The 17,534-nt window shown below is 71.4% G+C and carries 13 protein-coding genes; 2 read left to right on the top strand and 11 right to left on the bottom strand.

Features of this window, described 5'->3' with window-relative positions:
• Positions 1–153: 153 nt before the first annotated feature.
• The 9 genes from ABD156_RS36325 to ABD156_RS36285 all read right to left on the bottom strand — a co-directional run bounded on the left by ABD156_RS36325 (position 154) and on the right by ABD156_RS36285 (position 13,798).
• Positions 154–1,455: an allophanate hydrolase-related protein gene (locus tag ABD156_RS36325; protein ID WP_344284770.1), complete on the bottom strand. Its 1,302-nt coding sequence runs from the start codon at positions 1,453–1,455 to the stop codon at positions 154–156.
• A gap of 530 nt (positions 1,456–1,985) precedes the next feature.
• On the bottom strand, positions 1,986–2,969 hold the full coding sequence (gene pspM, locus ABD156_RS36320) for a phage shock envelope stress response protein PspM (protein ID WP_344284767.1): 984 nt from the start codon (positions 2,967–2,969) through the stop codon (positions 1,986–1,988).
• Between the two features lie 35 nt (positions 2,970–3,004).
• Positions 3,005–3,853 carry a PspA/IM30 family protein gene (locus tag ABD156_RS36315; protein WP_182893389.1) on the bottom strand — a complete coding sequence of 283 codons (849 nt, stop codon included), beginning with the start codon at positions 3,851–3,853 and terminating at the stop codon, positions 3,005–3,007.
• Between the two features lie 254 nt (positions 3,854–4,107).
• Positions 4,108–4,557, bottom strand: a complete 450-nt coding sequence (locus ABD156_RS36310) for a helix-turn-helix domain-containing protein (RefSeq protein WP_162834710.1) — start codon at positions 4,555–4,557, stop codon at positions 4,108–4,110.
• Between the two features lie 100 nt (positions 4,558–4,657).
• Positions 4,658–5,122 (bottom strand): CinA family protein, encoded by a 465-nt coding sequence (locus ABD156_RS36305; protein ID WP_344284756.1) that lies wholly within the window; start codon positions 5,120–5,122, stop codon positions 4,658–4,660.
• Complete coding sequence (gene pgsA, locus ABD156_RS36300; protein WP_344284753.1) at positions 5,122–5,769, bottom strand: CDP-diacylglycerol--glycerol-3-phosphate 3-phosphatidyltransferase; 648 nt, start codon at positions 5,767–5,769, stop codon at positions 5,122–5,124. The genes ABD156_RS36305 and pgsA overlap by 1 nt, the downstream gene beginning before the upstream one ends.
• Positions 5,766–7,214, bottom strand: a complete 1,449-nt coding sequence (gene rimO / locus ABD156_RS36295; protein WP_344284750.1) for a 30S ribosomal protein S12 methylthiotransferase RimO — start codon at positions 7,212–7,214, stop codon at positions 5,766–5,768. Before rimO ends, pgsA begins: the two co-directional genes overlap by 4 nt.
• A 168-nt stretch (positions 7,215–7,382) precedes the next feature.
• Positions 7,383–11,630 carry an AAA family ATPase gene (locus ABD156_RS36290; protein WP_344284746.1) on the bottom strand — a complete coding sequence of 1,416 codons (4,248 nt, stop codon included), beginning with the start codon at positions 11,628–11,630 and terminating at the stop codon, positions 7,383–7,385.
• 119 nt (positions 11,631–11,749) lie between these two features.
• Positions 11,750–13,798, bottom strand: a complete 2,049-nt coding sequence (locus tag ABD156_RS36285) for an acyltransferase family protein (RefSeq protein ID WP_344284744.1) — start codon at positions 13,796–13,798, stop codon at positions 11,750–11,752.
• Between the two features lie 158 nt (positions 13,799–13,956).
• On the opposite strand from ABD156_RS36285, the gene ABD156_RS36280 reads away from it, so the two are divergent.
• A complete protein-coding gene (locus ABD156_RS36280) occupies positions 13,957–14,475 on the top strand; it encodes an amino-acid N-acetyltransferase (RefSeq protein ID WP_377927928.1) in 519 nt (172 codons plus the stop codon).
• 4 nt (positions 14,476–14,479) lie between these two features.
• On the opposite strand, the gene ABD156_RS36275 is transcribed toward ABD156_RS36280, so the two are convergent.
• Together ABD156_RS36275 and ABD156_RS36270 are read right to left on the bottom strand one after the other, a co-directional pair.
• Entirely contained in the window at positions 14,480–14,887 is a 408-nt protein-coding gene (locus ABD156_RS36275; protein ID WP_344284738.1) for a hypothetical protein, read from the bottom strand.
• 44 nt (positions 14,888–14,931) lie between these two features.
• On the bottom strand, positions 14,932–17,280 hold the full coding sequence (locus ABD156_RS36270; RefSeq protein WP_344284736.1) for a DNA translocase FtsK: 2,349 nt from the start codon (positions 17,278–17,280) through the stop codon (positions 14,932–14,934).
• Here ABD156_RS36270 and ABD156_RS36265 point away from each other — a divergent pair.
• Positions 17,270–17,503: a hypothetical protein gene (locus ABD156_RS36265; RefSeq protein ID WP_344284733.1), complete on the top strand. Its 234-nt coding sequence runs from the start codon at positions 17,270–17,272 to the stop codon at positions 17,501–17,503. The genes ABD156_RS36270 and ABD156_RS36265 overlap by 11 nt on opposite strands.
• Positions 17,504–17,534: the final 31 nt, after the last annotated feature.

Here is a 17,534-nt window from a genome sequence, read left to right as displayed (position 1 = left end):
GTCGGACGGCGAAGTCTGGGCTCAGGCACACAAACCGGTTCTCCTCAACCGGCGAGCGCCCGCTCGGGAGAACCAGACGTGTGGCCTTCCCGGCCTGCTCGTCGCCAGTCGGGCGGGCCCGAGTCCGGCTGTGCGCACTCGGGCCCATCCGCCTCAGCCAGGGAACCGCGGCCCGCCAGTGCTCACGAACCGCAGGTAGCCCCGCCAGGACGCGTACCGGTCCAGACCTTCCCCGCCAACCGCGGCCGCTGGTTCGCACAGCACCGCGAGCGGCGAACTCCCGTCCTCCAACTCCACCCGGCCCACCACGAACGGCGCCGCCAACCCGGCCGCGAAACGGCCGAACGCCGCCGGAGACAAGCACCAGCGTTCGCCGTCCACGCCGGCCGAGCCGGAGACCACTCCCGGCTGCGGCGGGGTGACACCGTCGAGCAGCACCAGCCGGTACCGCTCAGCAGTCCGGACCAGACCGCCGAACCGCGCCCCGTGCAGTTCGTCGTGCAGCGGCTGCCCGCACAGGTGCGCACCGAACACCACGACGTCGACGCTCTCGCTCGGGTACGGATCCGGCGACTGCTCCCCGGTCAGCACCGAAGCCAGGTCGATGCCGATCTGGTCCTCGAACGCTCGCGTCACCACCGTGATCCCGTACGGCCGCCGGTCGCCCGGCACGGTCACCGCAGCCAGGTCGAGCGCGTTCAGGGTCGCGTCCAGGACGCCGACGGTCGGGAGGAGCAGCGCGTCCAGATCGGCCAGCAGCGAGCCGGCTCCAAGGGCGTTTCCGGCCCCGTAAAGCGCGCTGACGTCCACCGGGACCAAGACGGCACCGGAAGCCTCCAGAGAGGCAGCGGCGACGTCGAACGCCCTCCTCGCGGGCAGCGGGAGACTGGCTTCGGCGGGAATGCCGAGGCGCGGGTGCTGGCCGGTGCCGAGGCGGACGTCGGCTGGCCATTCGCGGGCACCCGGGTCCGGGCCGCCGAGCATCGCCGCGACGGCTCGCTGGGCGGTCGTGAGTCGCTGGGCGGACACCGAAACGGTCGTTCCCGGGATCAGTCCGGGCGTCGGCTTGAGGGTGAGCACCCCGGGCGGGGCGGCGATCTCTCGCGCGGAGGAATTCAGTGCCAGGTCGACGATCTCGAGACCCACCGCCGCGTTTTCCGGGTCCGCGACGGTGGTTCCGAGGACCACCGCGCCGGCGTCGGTCAGGCGGGCGAGCTCGGGCGGGGCGTCGGCGTCGACCGCGCAGACGGTTCCGGCCAGCGGGAGGTCTTCGCCCGCGTGAACGCGTTCGTCGACGGTTTTCGCTTCGACGAGCACTTCCTCCATGGTGCGCACCGAAGCCCAGAGCCCGGGGCGGTCGGCTTTCGCCAGCCGCTCGAACGCGGTGCGGACCCGCTCGTGCGAGCTGGGCGGGGGGACGGGAACAGGATCAGGTTCCGGCGGGAGCGTAGTCACGAGGGCGTCCTTTCCTCGGCGGGATCGGAGGAGTCCACTGTGTACGTCCGGCGCCGCGAACCTCAGCCCGTGACGCCGGGCCTGGCGGGTGCCAACACCGACCTCATGGGAAAAACGTTAAACCGCAGACGTTTCCGTCACCAGCAGGATCGGATTACGCGATTGTTGCGGTGTGCGGGGGAAACTCACGCACCGTCGCGGCCGGACTGTCCGGTTGCGCCGACCGGAATCCCAAACTCGGCCATCAGGACGGCGTTTCCGCCCGGCCGCGGCGATTCCCGGAGTCGGCGCGAAGCTGGGCACCCGGACCACATTCACCCCTGGATCGGGCGTTTCGCGGCGGATTACCGTGCCGCACGACCCTGGCGCCATGGCCAGCGCAGGCTGGTTTTCACCGCCAGCGCCAGCCCGGTGAGCCGGTCCGTCGCGTCGGTCAGTGCCTCCCGCGACGTGACCATGCCGTCACCGCTCGACCAGCCGCGGCGATTCCCGGAATCGCGCCGCACGACCCAGCAAACGGGCCAGGCTGGTCAGCCCAGGTCCTTCAACGCCAGCGCCAACCCCGCGAGCCGATCCGTCGCGTCCGTCAGCGCCTCCCGCGACGTCACCATCCCGTCGCTGCTCGCCGCCACCGCACGGCCGGCCGCGGCGACCAGGCCGCCGTAGCCTTCGATTCCGTCGTCGAGCTGTTCGCGCAGTTTCGCCACCGCGGCCTGCAACGCCGAACGTTCGCGCTCCGGCGCGGAATTGCGGCCCCGTTCGATCGCCTGGATCCGGTCGGCCAGGCCGCGCAGCGCGCGGGCAGCCTCGTCGGCCGTCGCGCGGGCGTCGGCGACCGAGACTTCCGGAACCGCGGTGGTGCCCAGCGAAGTCGGCACGGAAAGCTGCTTCAAGAGTTCGCGCAGCGAAGCCTCGGACTCGGCCAGCCGCTCCATCGGCTCGCGCGCGGCCGAAGCGGCGGCGGGCAGCGGCGGCGGGCCGCTGGGCGCGGCGGGAAGTTCGACCTTCTTCAGCTCTCGCAACCGCATCCCGGTGCGGACGCTGAACGTCCCGAACACCAGCGTCGCGAAACCCGAGAACACCGCCTGCCCGATCTCCGGGCCTGCCACCGCTCCGCCGAGCAGGCCAGTGGCGGTGAGCACGGTGAGGATCCCGAGCAGGATCGTGACCAGCACCCACAACGTGAGCACGCGCGAGGTGCGGCGGATCCGGCGCTGGTGCTTCGCGCTCGGCTCGTTCCAGCGCTGCCATTTGGCCCGCACCTCGGCGACCGCGGGCACCTGCCCGGCGACCGAGGAAAACGCCGCGGACGCGGCCGCGCTCGACGGGCGGCGCGGCACCGGCGGCGGCGAGACCGGACCGCGCTGACTCTGCTGCGGCTTCCCGCCGGCTTCCTCGGCCGGCGGGAAGTACCGCTGCAGTTTTTCCTGAGCGCGCTGGGCGTAGTCGGGCAACCGCTCGATGTGCTTCTCGAGCTTGGCGTTGAACTCGCTGAAGTCCCGCCGCTTGGCCATCCGCGCTACCCCCTGCGCCGCTCCTGCCCGGCCGGTCAGGCCGGGTTCTTGCCCTGTTCGGCCTGCACGCGGGCCTGGATCTCCCGCTGGATGTCGCCCGACGCGGCGGCCGGCTTGGCCGCGGCCGCGCCCGCGCCGCCGTCGGTGACCTGGGCGACCGAGTCGCCGCGCATCGACGCGCGGATCTGCTCCAGCCGCGAGTGGCCCGCCATCTGCGTGGCCGACTCCTGGACCTCCATCATGCGGCCCTGCACCGAGTTCTGCGCCAGCTCCGCCGAGCCCAGCGCGGTGGTGTAGCGCTTCTCGATCTTGTCCCGGACCTCTTCCAGCGACGGCGTGTTGCCCGGCGCGGCCAGCTGGCTCATCTGGTTCAGCGACGCGGAGACCTGCTCCTGCATCTTCGCCTGCTCCAGCTGCGAGAGCAGCTTGGTGCGCTCGGCCAGCTTCTGCTGCAGCATCGTCGCGTTGCGCTCGACGGCCTGCTTGGCCTGCGTGGCCGCCTGCAGCGACTGGTCGTGCAGCGTCTTGAGGTCTTCGATGCTCTGCTCGGCGGTGACCAGCTGCGCGGCGAAGCTCTCCGCCGCGGTCTCGAACTGGGTCGCCTTCGCCTCGTCGCCCTTGCCGCGGGCCTCGTCGGCCAGCACGAGCGCCTGGCGCGTCGAGGCCTGCAGCTTCTCGACCTCGCCGAGCTGGCGGTTGAGCTTCATCTCCAGCTGCCGCTGGTTGCCGATCACGGAGGCGGCCTGCTGCGTCAGCGCCTGGTGATTGCGCTGCGCCTCCTCGATGGCCTGCTGGATCTGTACCTTCGGGTCGGCGTGCTCGTCGATCTTCGACGAGAACGCCGCCATCATGTACTTCCAGAACTTCACGAACGGGTTGGCCATCTCCTCCGCCTGCCTTCTTGCGTCCCACGGGCCCTGATTGCTTCGGGGCGGGGCGTCGCTCCCCTAGTCGCACAACGTACCGACCCCGGCGTTGGGTTCCATCGTGTCAGGTCGGCCTCCGCCGTTCCAGGCGACCCCGGGGGAATTCAGGGTCAGCCCTGACCGGCGGTCGGGACCGGCCCGGAAGGGGAACCCCGCGCACGCCGACGGCCCCGGGGAGATCCCCGGGGCCGTACAGCGAAACAGCGCGGGCGTTACGCCGCGATCGTGGACGCCAGCTTCGGCGCGCCGATCGTGGTCCGCAACGTCGTGTTCATCCGCGGAGCGGGCTGAAGCCGCAGGTCGGAGAGGTCGTCGCCGATCAGCTCCGACACCAGGCGGCCGCCTTCGAACCCGGCCTCGCCGCGGTCGGGCACCGTCTGGCTCGGCGCGGTCTCCACCTCTTCCACCGGTGCGACCTCGACCTTGTCGAGGGCCGAAACGTCCGCGGCGACCTTGTGCAGCAGCTCGCCCAGCGGCAGTTCCAGCGCCTCGCAAATGGACGCCAGCAGCTCGCTGGAAGCTTCCTTCTGGCCGCGCTCGACCTCGGACAGGTAGCCGAGGCTCACCCGGGCGGCGCGGGAGATGTCACGCAGCGTCCGACGCTGGTTGGTGCGGGCATGACGGAGCCGATCACCGATCGCCTCGCGCAACAGCACGGTCATCACGCGCCTCCCTTCCCGAACTGGTGCCTCCTACGTTACCCAGAGCGGTGCCCCGAGTGCAGGACTTGACACGTACGTACGCCAAGGGCGAACGCCGTTTTCAGTCTAGTTGTTCCCCGAGCAGCGCGAACGCGGCGCGCACCGACGCGGTCCGAATCGTGTCCCGGTCACCGGACTCGGCCAGTTCACGCACCGTGTTCACGCCCGGTCCGCTGAGCCCGACGTACACCGTTCCCGGGGCCACGCCGTCCTGCGGATCCGGCCCCGCGACACCGGTCAGGCCGAGCCCCCAGGTCGCCCCGCAGCGCTCCCGCGCGCCGCTGGCCAGCTGCGCGGCGACCTCGGGGTGCACCGCTCCGTGTTCGGCCAGCAACTGTTCGTCGACGCCGGCCAGCGCGGCCTTCAGCTCTGTGGCGTAGACCACCAGTCCGCCGCGCAGCACCGCGCTCGCGCCCGGCACCTGGGCGAGCGTCGCGCAGACGAGACCGGCCGTGAGCGACTCCGCCGCCGCCACGGTTTCCCCCCGGCGGGTGAGGGTCGCGACCAGTTCGCGCGCTTCGGTCATCACGTGCCCATCGCGCGCCGGCCCGCGGCGCGCAGCCGGATCGCGCGGACCAGGTAGTCGACGCCGGTGATCACCGTCAGCGCCACCGCGATCCCCATCAGCGCCCAGCGCACCGGGTCCGCTCCGGCCGGGAGCGGCAGCAGATAGGTCACGATCGCGAGGATCTGCGCCATCGTCTTCGCCTTGCCGCCGCGGCTGGCCGGGATCACGCCGTGCCGGATCACCCAGAACCGCAGCAGCGTCACGCCGATCTCGCGCACCGCGATCACGATGGTGACCCACCAGCCCAGCTCCCCCAGCGCGCTGAGCCCGATCAGCGCGGCGCCGATGAGCGCCTTGTCCGCGATCGGGTCGGCGATCTTGCCGAAGTCGGTGATGAGCCCGTAGCGGCGGGCGACCCAGCCGTCGACCTGGTCGGTCGCGGACGCGATGGCGAACAGCCCGGTGGCGATCGCGCGCCACGTGGTGTCCTCGCCGTGGCCGGTGAACAGCGCCACCACGAACAACGGAACCAGCACGAGCCGCGAGATGGTGAGCAGGTTCGCCAGGTTCAGCGTCGGGACCGGGGTGGCTTCGGGCAGCTGTGCCCCGCCCTCGGAAGCGGCGCGGGGCACGCCCTCGCCCGCCCCGCTGGGCGCGGCACTCACCGGCCGGCGTCCGGCGCCGGGCGGACGACCAGGTCGACGCCGGCGGAGTCGACGACCTCGCAGCGGACGATGTCGCCCACCGCGAGCGGCTTGGTGTCTTCGTCCTCGAGGATGACGCACTCGCCGTCGACCTCGGGGGCCTGGTGCGCGGCGCGGCCGACCGCGTCGTCGCCGTCGGTGCCGTCGTGCTCGACCAGGACGTCCACGAAGGTGCCGATCCGGTCCTCGGCGCGCTGCGCGGTCAGTTCCTCGACCAGCGCCGAGATGCGCGCGACGCGCTCGGCGACCACGGCCGGATCGAGCTTGCCGTCGAAGGTCTCCGCCTCGGTGCCGTCCTCGTCGGAGTAGCCGAACACGCCGACCGCGTCGAGCCGGGCGCCGGTGAGGAACCGCTCCAGTTCGGCCAGGTCGTCCTCGGTTTCGCCGGGGAAGCCGACGATCACGTTGGTGCGGATGCCCGCCTCGGGCGAGTACTCGCGGATCTGCTCGGTGAGCGCGAGGAAGGAATCGGTGGAGCCGAACCGGCGCATCCGGCGCAGCACCTGCTCGCTGGAGTGCTGGAAGGACAGGTCGAAGTAGTCCGCGACGCCCGGCGTGGTGGCGATGGCCTGCACCAGCTGCGGCCGCGTTTCGGCGGGCTGCAGGTAGGACACGCGGACGCGCTCGATGCCGTCGATCTCGGCAAGGCGCGGCAGCAGGAGTTCGAGCGCGCGGGTGCCGTCGCGGCCGAAGTCCTTGCCGTACGACGTGGAGTTCTCGCTGACCAGGAACAGTTCCTTCGCGCCGTTCTCGGCGAGCCAGGCCGCCTCGGCGACGATCTCGTCGGGCTGGCGGGACACGAACGACCCGCGGAACGACGGGATCGCGCAGAACGAGCAGCGCCGGTCGCAGCCGGAGGCGATCTTCAGCGCGGCGACCGGGGAATCGTCCAGCCGCGTGCGCAGGACGCGCGGGCCCCAGCCGTGCTGCGCGTGCCCGGGCACCTCGACCTCGGCCGTCGCGGCGGGCCGCTGCACCGGGCTGATCGGCAGCAGCTTGCGGCGGTCGGACGGGGTGTGCGCGGCGATCGCGCGGCCGGCGACCACGTCGTCAAGGCGCGAGGACAGGTCGGCGTAGTGGTCGAAGCCGAGCACCGCGTCGGCCTCGGGCAGGCTGTCGGCGAGTTCGTTGCCGTAGCGCTCGGCCATGCAGCCGACCGCGACGACTTTGCGGCCGGTGTCGGCGGCGGCGAGCAGCGTGTCGACCGAGTCCTTCTTGGCCGATTCGACGAACCCGCACGTGTTGACCACGACGACGTCGGAGTCCTCCGGTTCGGCGGCCAGTTCCCAGCCGCCCGCGGCCAGCCGGCCCGCCAGCTCCTCGGAATCGACCTCGTTGCGGGCGCAGCCCAAGGTCACGAGGGAGACACGGCGGGCGCGAGCGGAATCAGCGGCTGGAGAAGGCACGACGTTCAGGGTAGCCGTCGCATTCGGACCGCCCCGCGACGGCGTCGCCCAGTGCGGTGACACGGTCTCCTCCGGCCGGGGTTCGCCGTCCGTGAAGGGCTCCTTGAGGGAATCAGATTCCCTCAAGGAGCCCTTCACGGACCTGCGGGGCTTGAGCACTCGAGCGGGTCACTCCGCTGTGGACACGTCCGGAACCGTCAGCAGCGTCAGCTCGGCGTCGTCGAGGGCCTCCAGGTCGACATCCGGGCCGGCCAGCCGCATCGCCTGCGCGCGGATCGCGCGTTCGAGCAGGCCACGGGCCGAACGGCCGTTCGCGAACCCGGTGCCGCGGTCGAGGCCGGCCATGAAGCCGGGCAGCGCTTCGGCGAGCCCGGCGTCGAGGCGGTAGCCCTGTTTGCCCGCCATGGCCGTGAAGATCGCGGCCAGCTGGGCGTTGTCGTAGTCGGCGAAGTGCACGGTGGCGCCGAAGCGGGACCGGAGGCCCGCGTTGGCGTCGAGGAAGCGGTCCATGTCCGCCGGGTAGCCCGCGGCGATCACGATCAGGTCCTCGCGGTGGTTCTCCATCTGCACCAGCAGTTCCGCGACCGCCTCGCTGCCGAAGTCGGTCCCGTTGGAGTAGGTCTGGACCAGGTTGTACGCCTCGTCGATGAACAGCAGCCCGCCGATCGCCCGCTCGCACACCTCGCGGGTTTTCGGCGCGGTCTGGCCGATGTACTCGCCCACCAGGTCCGGCCGCGCGACCTCGACCAGGTGCCCGGACGGCAGCACGCCCAGCTCGCGGTACAGCTGCCCCATCAGGCGCGCGACGGTCGTCTTCGCCGTGCCCGGGTTGCCGGTGAACACCAGGTGCCTGCTGCGCGCCCCGACCGGCAGCCCGGCCTTGCGGCGGCGCGCGTCCAGCCGCGTTTCCGCGACCAGCGCGCGGACCTGCGACTTCACCTCGTCCAGGCCGATCATCCCGTCGAGTTCGGCCAGCAGGTCGTCCAGCCCCCGGCGCGGTCCGGCGTCGTCGCTGACCGCGACCCCTGCTTCGCCCGGCAAGTCCGCGGCCACCAGGACGGCCAGCTGATCCGACGGTGTGTCCGGCGCGGCGGCGAGGCGGCTGGACTGTCCGCTGATCGCGGCTTCGAGCAGGCCGCGCGCGGACCGGCCGTTCGCGAACCCGCGGCCGCGCGGAATGCGGCGGATCGCCTCGGGCAGCGCCGCGGAGAGGTCGGCGGACAGCTCGTAGCCCTGGCTCTTCGCCATCACCGCGAAAATCCCGGCGAGTTCGTCGTTGGAGTAGTCCGGGAACTCGATCCGGCCGGAGAACCGCGACCGCAGCCCGGGGTTGGACTCGAGGAACTCGTCCATCTGCTTGGGATAGCCCGCGACGAAGACCACCAGGTCCTCGCGATGGTTTTCCATCTGCACCAGCAGTTCGGTGACGGCTTCCTTGCCGTAGTCGTCGTTGTCGTCGCGCACGAGGTTGTACGCCTCGTCGATGAACAGCACGCCGCCCGCGGCCCGTTCGCACACCTCGCGGGTCTTCGGCGCGGTCTGGCCGGTGAACTCGGCGACGAGATCGCCGCGGCCGACCTCGACCAGGTGGCCGGACGGAAGCACGCCCAGCTCGCGGTAGATCTGCCCGACCAGCCGCGACACGGTCGTCTTGGCCGTGCCGGGGTTGCCGGTGAAGAGCAGATGGCGACTGCGGACGGCGACCTTCATGCCCGCGTCCCGCCGCCGCGCGTCGACGGCCATTTCGTCCACCATCGACCGCACGCGCTGCTTCACCGAGTCGAGCCCGATCATCGCGTCCAGCTCGGCCAGCAGCTCCGGGAGACTGCGCCGCGGTCCGGAATCGTCCACCGCGCCCACGCCGGACTCGCCGGGACCGGGCAGGTCGGCGGCGACGAGCGTGACCAGGTCCGCGCCGCCGTCGGTGGTCAACCGGGTCGACTGCTTGCCGATCGCCGCTTCCAGCAGCACGCGCGCGGACCGGCCGTTCGCGAAGCCGCGGCCGCGCGGGATCCGCCGCACCGCTTCCGGCAGCGCCGCGAGCAGGTCCGCGGACAGCTCGTAGCCCTGGCCCTTCGCCATCGCGCGGAAGATCTGCGCCAGCTCGTCGTTGGAGTAGTCCGGGAATTCGATGGTGCCGGCGAACCGCGAGCGCAGGCCGGAGTTGGATTCCAGGAAGGCGTCCATCTCCTTGGGGTAACCGGCCGCGAAGACCACCAGGTCCTCGCGGTGGTTTTCCATCTGCACCAGCAATTCCGCGACCGCTTCCCGGCCGAAGTCGTCGTCCTTGTCGTTGACGAGGTTGTACGCCTCGTCGAGGAACAGCACGCCGCCGACGGCCCGCTGGACCGCCGCGCGGGTCTTCAGCGAGGTCTGTCCCACGTACTCGCCGACCAGGTCGGTGCGGGTCACCTCGACGACGTGGCCCTTGGGCAGCGCGCCGAGCGCCCGGTAGATCTTGCCGAGCAGCCGGGCGACCGTGGTCTTCGCTGTGCCCGGGTTCCCGGTCAGCAGCAGGTGACGGCTGCGCACGGCGACCTTCATGCCCGCTTCCCGGCGCCGCGCGTCGATCGTCATCTCCGACGTCAGCGAACGGACCCGCTCCTTGACCGCGTCGAGGCCGATCATCCCGTCCAGCTCAGCGAGCAGCTCCTCGATCGAAGATCCGCCGCGCTGTCCCGCCGCGGCCACGAGCGGCTCGATGTCCGGATGGCCGATTTCGATCCGGCTGCCCGGCATCGCGCCGCGGCTGATCGCCTGCCGCGAGGCCGCGTCCAGCAGCGCTTCCACCGTGCGGGCGCTGGGTTCCTTGGCCAGCGCGGCGAGCCGATCGCGGACGTCGCCCGGCAGGCCGAACGAGCGTTCCCGGGCGAGGACGTCCAGCAGCGCGGCGGCTTCCGCGGGCCGGTCGAACCGGGGCAGCCGGTACTGCAGCATGGTCTGCACCAGGTCGGGGGCCTCGGTGCTGAGCTGTTCGAGCACCTTTTCGGTGCCGTCCAGGATGATCAGGCGGCAGCTGTCCTGGTCGCGGGCGTAATTGCGCAGCATGCGGACCGTGGCGGCGAGGTCCTTCTCGAAGAGGGCGTCGACGCGCTCGGCCAGCAGCAGCGCGGAGCCGCCGTTCTCGATGTCGTTGATCGTCGCGGGCACCGAGCGCTCGACCGGGTCGTCGGCGTACTCGGCGAGCAGCGCGGCGCAGTCGAAGAACTCGGCGGTGTCGAACCCGACCTCGGCCTCGGTCAGCGACGCCTTCATCGCCCGGGTGAACCGGCGCTGGCCGGTGTTCGCCTCCCCCACCAGCAGGATGAACGGGTTCGGCTGTTTGGTGCCCGCCGTCATCCGGGCCGCTTCGCGCTTCTCCCACTCGGCGTAGGCGGTTTGCCATTCCTCGTACGCCTTTTCGTAGCGGGACTGCTCCTTGCGCTGCCACATCCGGTTGCCCGCGGCCAGCAGGTCGAGCGTGACCGACCGGCTGTGCCGCGCCATGTCGCCGAGCACGTTGTTGCCGGAGCCGTCCGAACCCGGCCGCTCCGGTTCGGGCGGCGGCGGCTCGCCGGGGCCGTTCGCGGTGCCGTGCCGGGTGGCGTCCGCCCAGGCGACGACCCGGGTGGCGCGCGCGACGAACTCGGCCATCGACTCGGTCCCGGCGACGAACATCCCGGTCTGGCCCAGGCTCTCCACCCGGATCTGCGGCGGCTGGGCGGGATTCGGCGCCGGGGCGACCGGCAGCGGCCCCGAAGGCGCGGGCGCGGCGGGCGACTGCGGTCCGGAAGGCGCGGGCGCGGCGGGCGGCGGCTGCGCCGGAACCTGGCCGGACCACGGGCCGCCCTGCGGCGCGGGCGGGAACCCGGGCTGCGGCGGGCGGTAGCCCTGCGGAGGCGAGGGCGGGCCGTTGTAGCCGCCCGGATTCCCTTGCGGCGCAGGCGGTCCGGCGAACCCGCCCGGGTTGCCCTGCGGTGCGGGATAGCCGCCCGGAGTGCCCTGCGGACCGGGGTAACCGCCGGGAGTCCCCTGCGGCGAGGGCGGACCGGCATAGCCTGGATTGCCTTGCGGTCCGGCGAATCCGCCCGGGTTGCCCTGCGGGCCGGGGTACGGCGGCCGGGGGCCTCCGCCGCCGCCCTGGCCCGGGTAGCCCTGCTGGCCGCCCGGGTACTGCTGCGGCGCGCCGTATCCGCCCGGGGCGGGCACGCCGGGAGCGGGAGTGCCCGGCGGCGGCACGAGGCGGGAGGTGCCGCGGTAGCCGGGATCCGACGGCGGCTGCGTGTACTGCCAGTTCCCGTCCGGCAGCCGCCGCTGCCACGCCTGGCCGGGGACGAGCAGCCATCCGACGCCGTCCGGGCCGGTCAGCGCGGCCGTCCGGCCCGCCGCCGCCTCGGACTGTGCGGCCTGGAATGCGTCCCACCCTGCGCGCGTCAAAAAAACCAGCTCCCCCTCAGGTGCCCGTGCGGCAAGCCCGCCGCCGCCCCATTGTGCCCAACCCGGGACGCTCCGCGACGGCTAGTCGCCAAAGTCGCGCGTTCGCCCCTCGCGCGCGATCACCACTGCAGGGCTTGTTTGAGCTGTTTGACCGCGATCGGCGCGAGGGTCGTGTTGAAGGTCGCGGACGGGTGGTTGTCGTCCATGTAGACCAGCACGTTCCCGACGACCGCGCGGCAGCGCTTCTGGTCGCAGTAGTAGTCGGTGAAGTCCAGGAACGACACGTTGTCCGGGATGTCCTCGACCCGCTCCCACGACGGTGCCGGAGCCACCGCGGCGGGACGCGGCACCGAGCACGACGCGTCGGTCGGGCTCTTCTGCGCGACGCAGCTGGCCATGTTGAACGCGTAACGCGGGTTGTCGCGCACGGCCACGACCGGGATGTTCGCGTCGTTCAACGCGGACCAGACGTCGACGAAGCCCTTCGGCGTCGACTCGTTCGGCCCCGGTTTGGAGTTGACCGTGCCGAGCATGACGACCGCGTCCGGGCGGGTGTCGAGCAGTTCGTCGGTGGCGGCCTTGTTCCAGTCGATGCAGCCCTTGTCCCCCGGCATCAGCTCGGAGCCCGACGAGTACGGGCACGCGCCCTTCAGCATGGTCGTGACCTGCCAGCCGTCGGAGACGACCGCGGGCCGGAAGGCGGCGAGGTACTGCTGGATGTGCGAGTCGCCGACGAGCACGATCCGCTTGGTCGGCGGCCCTTCCGGGCCCTCCGTGCAGATCTCCAGGTCCTTGTTGCGCGGCGACTTCGCGCACTGGTCCGGCGAAATGCGAGCCCAGTCGTCGGCGAGCTTCACCGTCGGCGGCACGATCGACGGCGACGGCGCGCCGCGGTAGACGAAGCCCTGCGCGTGCGCGACCGCGCCCGGGTGGTCCGGGTCGCCGATGGCGATCTCGTAGTTGGCCCGCGCGCTGCTCACGCCCTGCCAGACGCCGCTCGCGACGAGCACCGGGGCCAGCGCGAGCACGCCGAACCGGTAGGCGCCCCAGTGTTTCGCGGTGCCGATCTTCGACAGCCGGATCGGGTTCTCGATCAGGTGGTAGGTCAGGATCGAGAGCAGGAACGACACGCCGACGACGAAGGTGCCGCCGAGCAGGCCGACCGCCGGCCGGTCGCGGATGATCAGGTAGAAGACCAGCACCGGCCAGTGCCACAGGTACAGCGAGAAGCTGAGATTGCCGACGTAGCCGAGGAATTTCGAGCTGAGCCAGCGGTCCGCGCCGAGCACGCTGCCGGTCTGCCCGGCCACCAGCACCAGGCCCGCCGAGACGGTCGGCCACAGCGCGATCCAGCCGGGGAACACGCTGTCGACCTCGAGCAGGACCCCGCACAGCACCAGCCCCGCGACGCCGACCCAGCCGAGCACGATGCGCAGCAGCCGCGGCAGCGTGACCTGGTCGAGGAACATCGCCATCAGGCCGCCCAGCGCGAATTCCCACACCCGGGTGAGGCCGTGGAAGTAGGCCAGCGGCTGGTCGGCCTTGGTGAGGTAGACCGAGTACGCGAGCGAGGCGGCGAACAGGACGATCAGCAGCAGGTTCACCGTGCCGCGCAGCGACCAGCCGAGCCGGCGCACGAGCAGGCCGAGCCCGACGAACAGCAGCGGCCACACCAGGTAGAACTGGCCCTGGATGGACAGCGACCAGAAGTGCTGCACCAGGCTCGCGCTGTTGTGCTGGGCGAAGTAATCCACCGAATCGGCCGCGAGCTGCCAGTTCTCGTAGAACAGCGCCGACGCGACGACCTCGCGGATGGTCTGGAACCAGCGGTCCTGCGGCAGCAGCAGCTGCGACACGACCACGACGGTCAGCAGCACGGTCATCGCGGCCGGGAAGAGCCGCTTGATCATCCGGCCCCAGGTGGCGCGCAGCTCGATCCGGCCGCGCAGCAGCGCCCGGTAGAGCTGGCCGGTGATGAGGAACCCGGAGACGAGGAAGAACACGTCGACGCCGCCGGAGATCCGGTCGAACCACACGTGGTAGACCACGACCAGCACCGAGGCCAGCGCCCGCACGCCCTGCAGCTCAGGCCGGAACCGGGCTTGCGCGCTCGGCCCGGCGGGAGGGTTGCCTGGACGTTCCGGGGCCACCACGGTACTGCCGGACATGCAGGTTCCTCCCGAGGGCCGGTAGCAGGCCGAAAGCCGCCGACTACTGGTCATGTGCGCTCACTAGCTATACGTGACGGCGCGCGCCGTCACGCATCCGGGGTCCCCCGATGGAGCCGCTCGGCGCACCCGGTCCTCGCGGTAGTTATCTTGACCGGGTGCCCGATTCCCGCCCTCCGTCCGTCCGCCGCGCGCGGATCGCCGACGTCCGCAAGATCAAGGCCCTCGTCGACTCCGACGCGGGCCGCGTGCTCCTCGAGAAGGATCTGGTCACGCTTTACGAGGCGGTGCAGGAGTTCTGGGTCGCGATCGACGACGAGAACGGCGCCGAGGACGTGCTGGGCGCCGCCGCGCTGCACGTGCTGTGGGAGGACATCGGCGAACTGCGCACCGTGGTCGTCGACAAAGCGGCGCGCGGCCGCGGGATCGGGCGCGCGCTGGTCGGCAGGCTCGTCGAAGAGGCCCGCGAGCTGGGGCTGAAGCGGCTGTTCGTGCTGACGTTCGAGACGTCGTTCTTCTCCGGGCACGGGTTCGTCGAGATCGACGGCGCCCCGGTGTCGCACGAGGTGTACGCGGAGATGCGGCGCTCGCTCGACCCCGGCGTCGCGGAATTCCTCGACCTGCCCTACGTCAAGCCGAACACCCTGGGGAACTCGCGCATGCTGCTGGAGTTCTGAGCGCTCACGAGAACCGGACGAGAATCCGGTTCCCCGCCCCGTCCACCGCCTCGAGCTTCACCGTCGTGCCCGCGAAAGACGTCGCGTCCGGGCCCTGGCGGCCGGTGTGCAACTGGACGGACGTGTGCTCGCCGCGCCCCGGCTCGGTCAGGACCAGCGCCACGACCGCCTCCCCCGCCACGAAGCACTGCCTGCCCGGCTTGCAGCGCGAATCCGAGACCAGCTGGCGGTAGCGCACCGTCAAGTCGCGGCCGGAGACCTGCACCTCCTGGCCGGGCGTGAGCGCCACGTTCCCGCCCAGTTCAGCGGCAGGCGGTCGCGACGGCGTCTGCGCGACGGCGACCGTGCCGCCCGCGCATCCGGCCAGCGCGGCGGCCGTCCCGATACCCAGTGCGAGCTTCTTGAGGTCCATGCCCAGGGGACGAGACCGGGGCACTGCCAGGTTGCACGCGCGGCTCAGAAGTCTTCGTCCTCGCCGCCGGCGGGCGACCCGCCCGCGTCGGAGCCGCCGCGGATCATGAACAGCACCGACTCCAGCTCGTCGGGCTTGATCAGCACGTCGCGGGCCTTCGAACCCTCCGACGGGCCGACGATGCCGCGGCTTTCCAGCAGGTCCATCAGCCGTCCGGCCTTGGCGAACCCGACGCGGAGCTTGCGCTGCAGCATCGAGGTGGACCCGAACTGCGACGTGACGATGAGTTCGGCGGCCTGCAGCAGGACGTCGAGATCGTCGCCGATGTCCGGGTCGATTTCCTTCTTCTCGCCCGCCTTGGCGCTGGTGACGCCCTCGTTGTAGTCCGGCTGCGCCTGTTCCTTGGCGAAGTTGACGACCGCGGCGATTTCTTCGTCGCCGACGAACGCGCCCTGGATGCGGACCGGTTTCCCGGCGCCCATCGGCAGGTAGAGCGCGTCGCCCATGCCGATCAGCTTCTCCGCGCCCGGCTGGTCGAGGATGACCCGCGAGTCGGTGAGCGACGACGTGGCGAATGCGAGCCGCGAGGGCACGTTCGTCTTGATCAGGCCGGTGACGACGTCGACCGAGGGCCGCTGCGTCGCGAGCACCAGGTGGATGCCCGCGGCACGGGCCTTCTGGGTGATCCGGACGATGGCGTCCTCGACGTCGCGCGGGGCGGTCATCATCAGGTCGGCCAGCTCGTCGACGATCGCCATGATGTACGGGTACGGCTGGTACTCGCGTTCGCTGCCCGGCGGCGCGGTGATATCGCCGGAGCGCACCTTGGAGTTGAAGTCGTCGATGTGGCGGACCCGGTTGGCCTGCATGTCCTGGTAGCGCTGCTCCATCTCCTCGACGAGCCAGGCCAGCGCTGCGGCGGCCTTCTTCGGCTGCGTGATGATGGGCGTGATCAGGTGCGGGATGCCCTCGTACGGGGTCAGCTCGACCATCTTCGGGTCGATCAGGATCATCCGGCATTCGGCGGGCGTCGCGCGGGCCAGCAGCGACACCAGCATCGAGTTCACGAAGCTCGACTTGCCGGAACCGGTGGAACCGGCCACCAGCAGGTGCGGCATCTTCGTGAGGTTCGCGGTGACGAACTCGCCCTCGATGTCCTTGCCGAGCCCGATCAGCATCGGGTGGTTGTCCTTGACCGTGGTCGGCGCGCGCAGCACGTCGCCGAGGCGCACCATCTCGCGGTCGGAGTTGGGCACCTCGATGCCGACCGCGGACTTGCCCGGGATCGGCGCGAGCAGCCGGACGTTGTCGGTGGCCACCGCGTAGGCGATGTTCTTGGTCAGCGCGGTAATCTTCTCGACCTTCACACCCGGGCCGAGCTCGACCTCGTACCGGGTGACCGTCGGGCCCCGGGTGAAGCCGGTGACCTGCGCGTCGACGTTGAACTGGTCGAGGACGCCGGTGATCGCCTCGATCATCTGATCGTTGGCCTTGCTGCGGGACTTCGGCGCGTCGCCGAGCTTCAGCAGGTCCGGCGGCGGGAGCGCGTAGTCGCCTTCGACCGTCCGGGTGACCGACAGGGCGGGTTCCGGGGCCTTCTTCGGCTTCTTCTCCGGCACTTCGGCGGGCGGCGCGACCGGCTTGGGCGGCCGGATCGGCGTGGCGGGCTCGGCGAGCGCGGCGTCGATGTCGAGCTGCTCGCCGTCCTTGTCGGCGCTGGCCTGCCGCCGCCGCGACGGCCTCCGCAGCCGGACGGACTTCGGGTCGGCCTCGGGTTCTTCGTTGTCGTGCTCGTCTTCGTGCTGGCCGCCGCCTTCGTACTCGGCCAGCTCCTGCTCGTCGAGGCCCCAGGTGCGCAGCCGGTGCGGGATGTCGCGGACCGGCGTGCCGGTGAACACGAGCACGCCGAACAGCAGCGCGAGGATCAGCAACGGCACCGCGACCCAGGTGGTGACGCCCTTGGTGAGCAGCCCGCCGGAGAACGCGCCGAGGATGCCGCCCGCGTACATCCGGCCGTCGTTGGTGTCCGGGAGCGCGGTGAAGATGTGCAGCATCCCGAGCACGGACAACACGACCAGCACGGTGCCGATGACCATCCGCGGCCGCGTTTCCGGCTGCGGCTCGGACCGCATCAACGCGACGGCGACCACGAGCAGCACCAGCGGCAGCGTCACCGCCCCCGCGCCGAGCACTGTCCGGGTGGCGATCTCGACACCCGCCCCGATCGGCCCGGCAGCCCGCCACCAGACCCCGACCGCGGCGACGATGGCCAGCGCGATCAGCCCGAGAGCAAGCCCGTCACGACGGTGTTCCGCTTCGAGTTCCCGCGTGCGCCCCACGGTCCGGGCGAGCGAGCCGATTCCCTTGGCGGCGAGGTTCCAGGTGCTGCGCACACCCCGCCCGAACGCGCCGTTCTTGCGCCGGGGGGCTGGCCGCCGGGCACTGGACGTCCGCGGCCGGGAGCTGCTCCTGCCCCTGGCCGAGCCTTTGGACGACCTGCTCGAGGCAGCCGTCCGAGACTTCGCCGGAGTACGCGAACTACGCGCCGGTGCCTTCCCGCCGCTTCCCGCCGTGCTCCGCTTCCTCGTCGCCGACCCAGCCATGCCTCCACGGTAACGGGCGAGGACCGATAGTCACATGTGCCACT

This window comes from Amycolatopsis albidoflavus, from assembly GCF_039525725.1.
GTDB classification, from domain to species: domain Bacteria; phylum Actinomycetota; class Actinomycetes; order Mycobacteriales; family Pseudonocardiaceae; genus Amycolatopsis; species Amycolatopsis albidoflava.
Note: the sequence above shows the minus strand (reverse complement) of the source record. Positions and strands in the feature narration are given on the sequence as shown.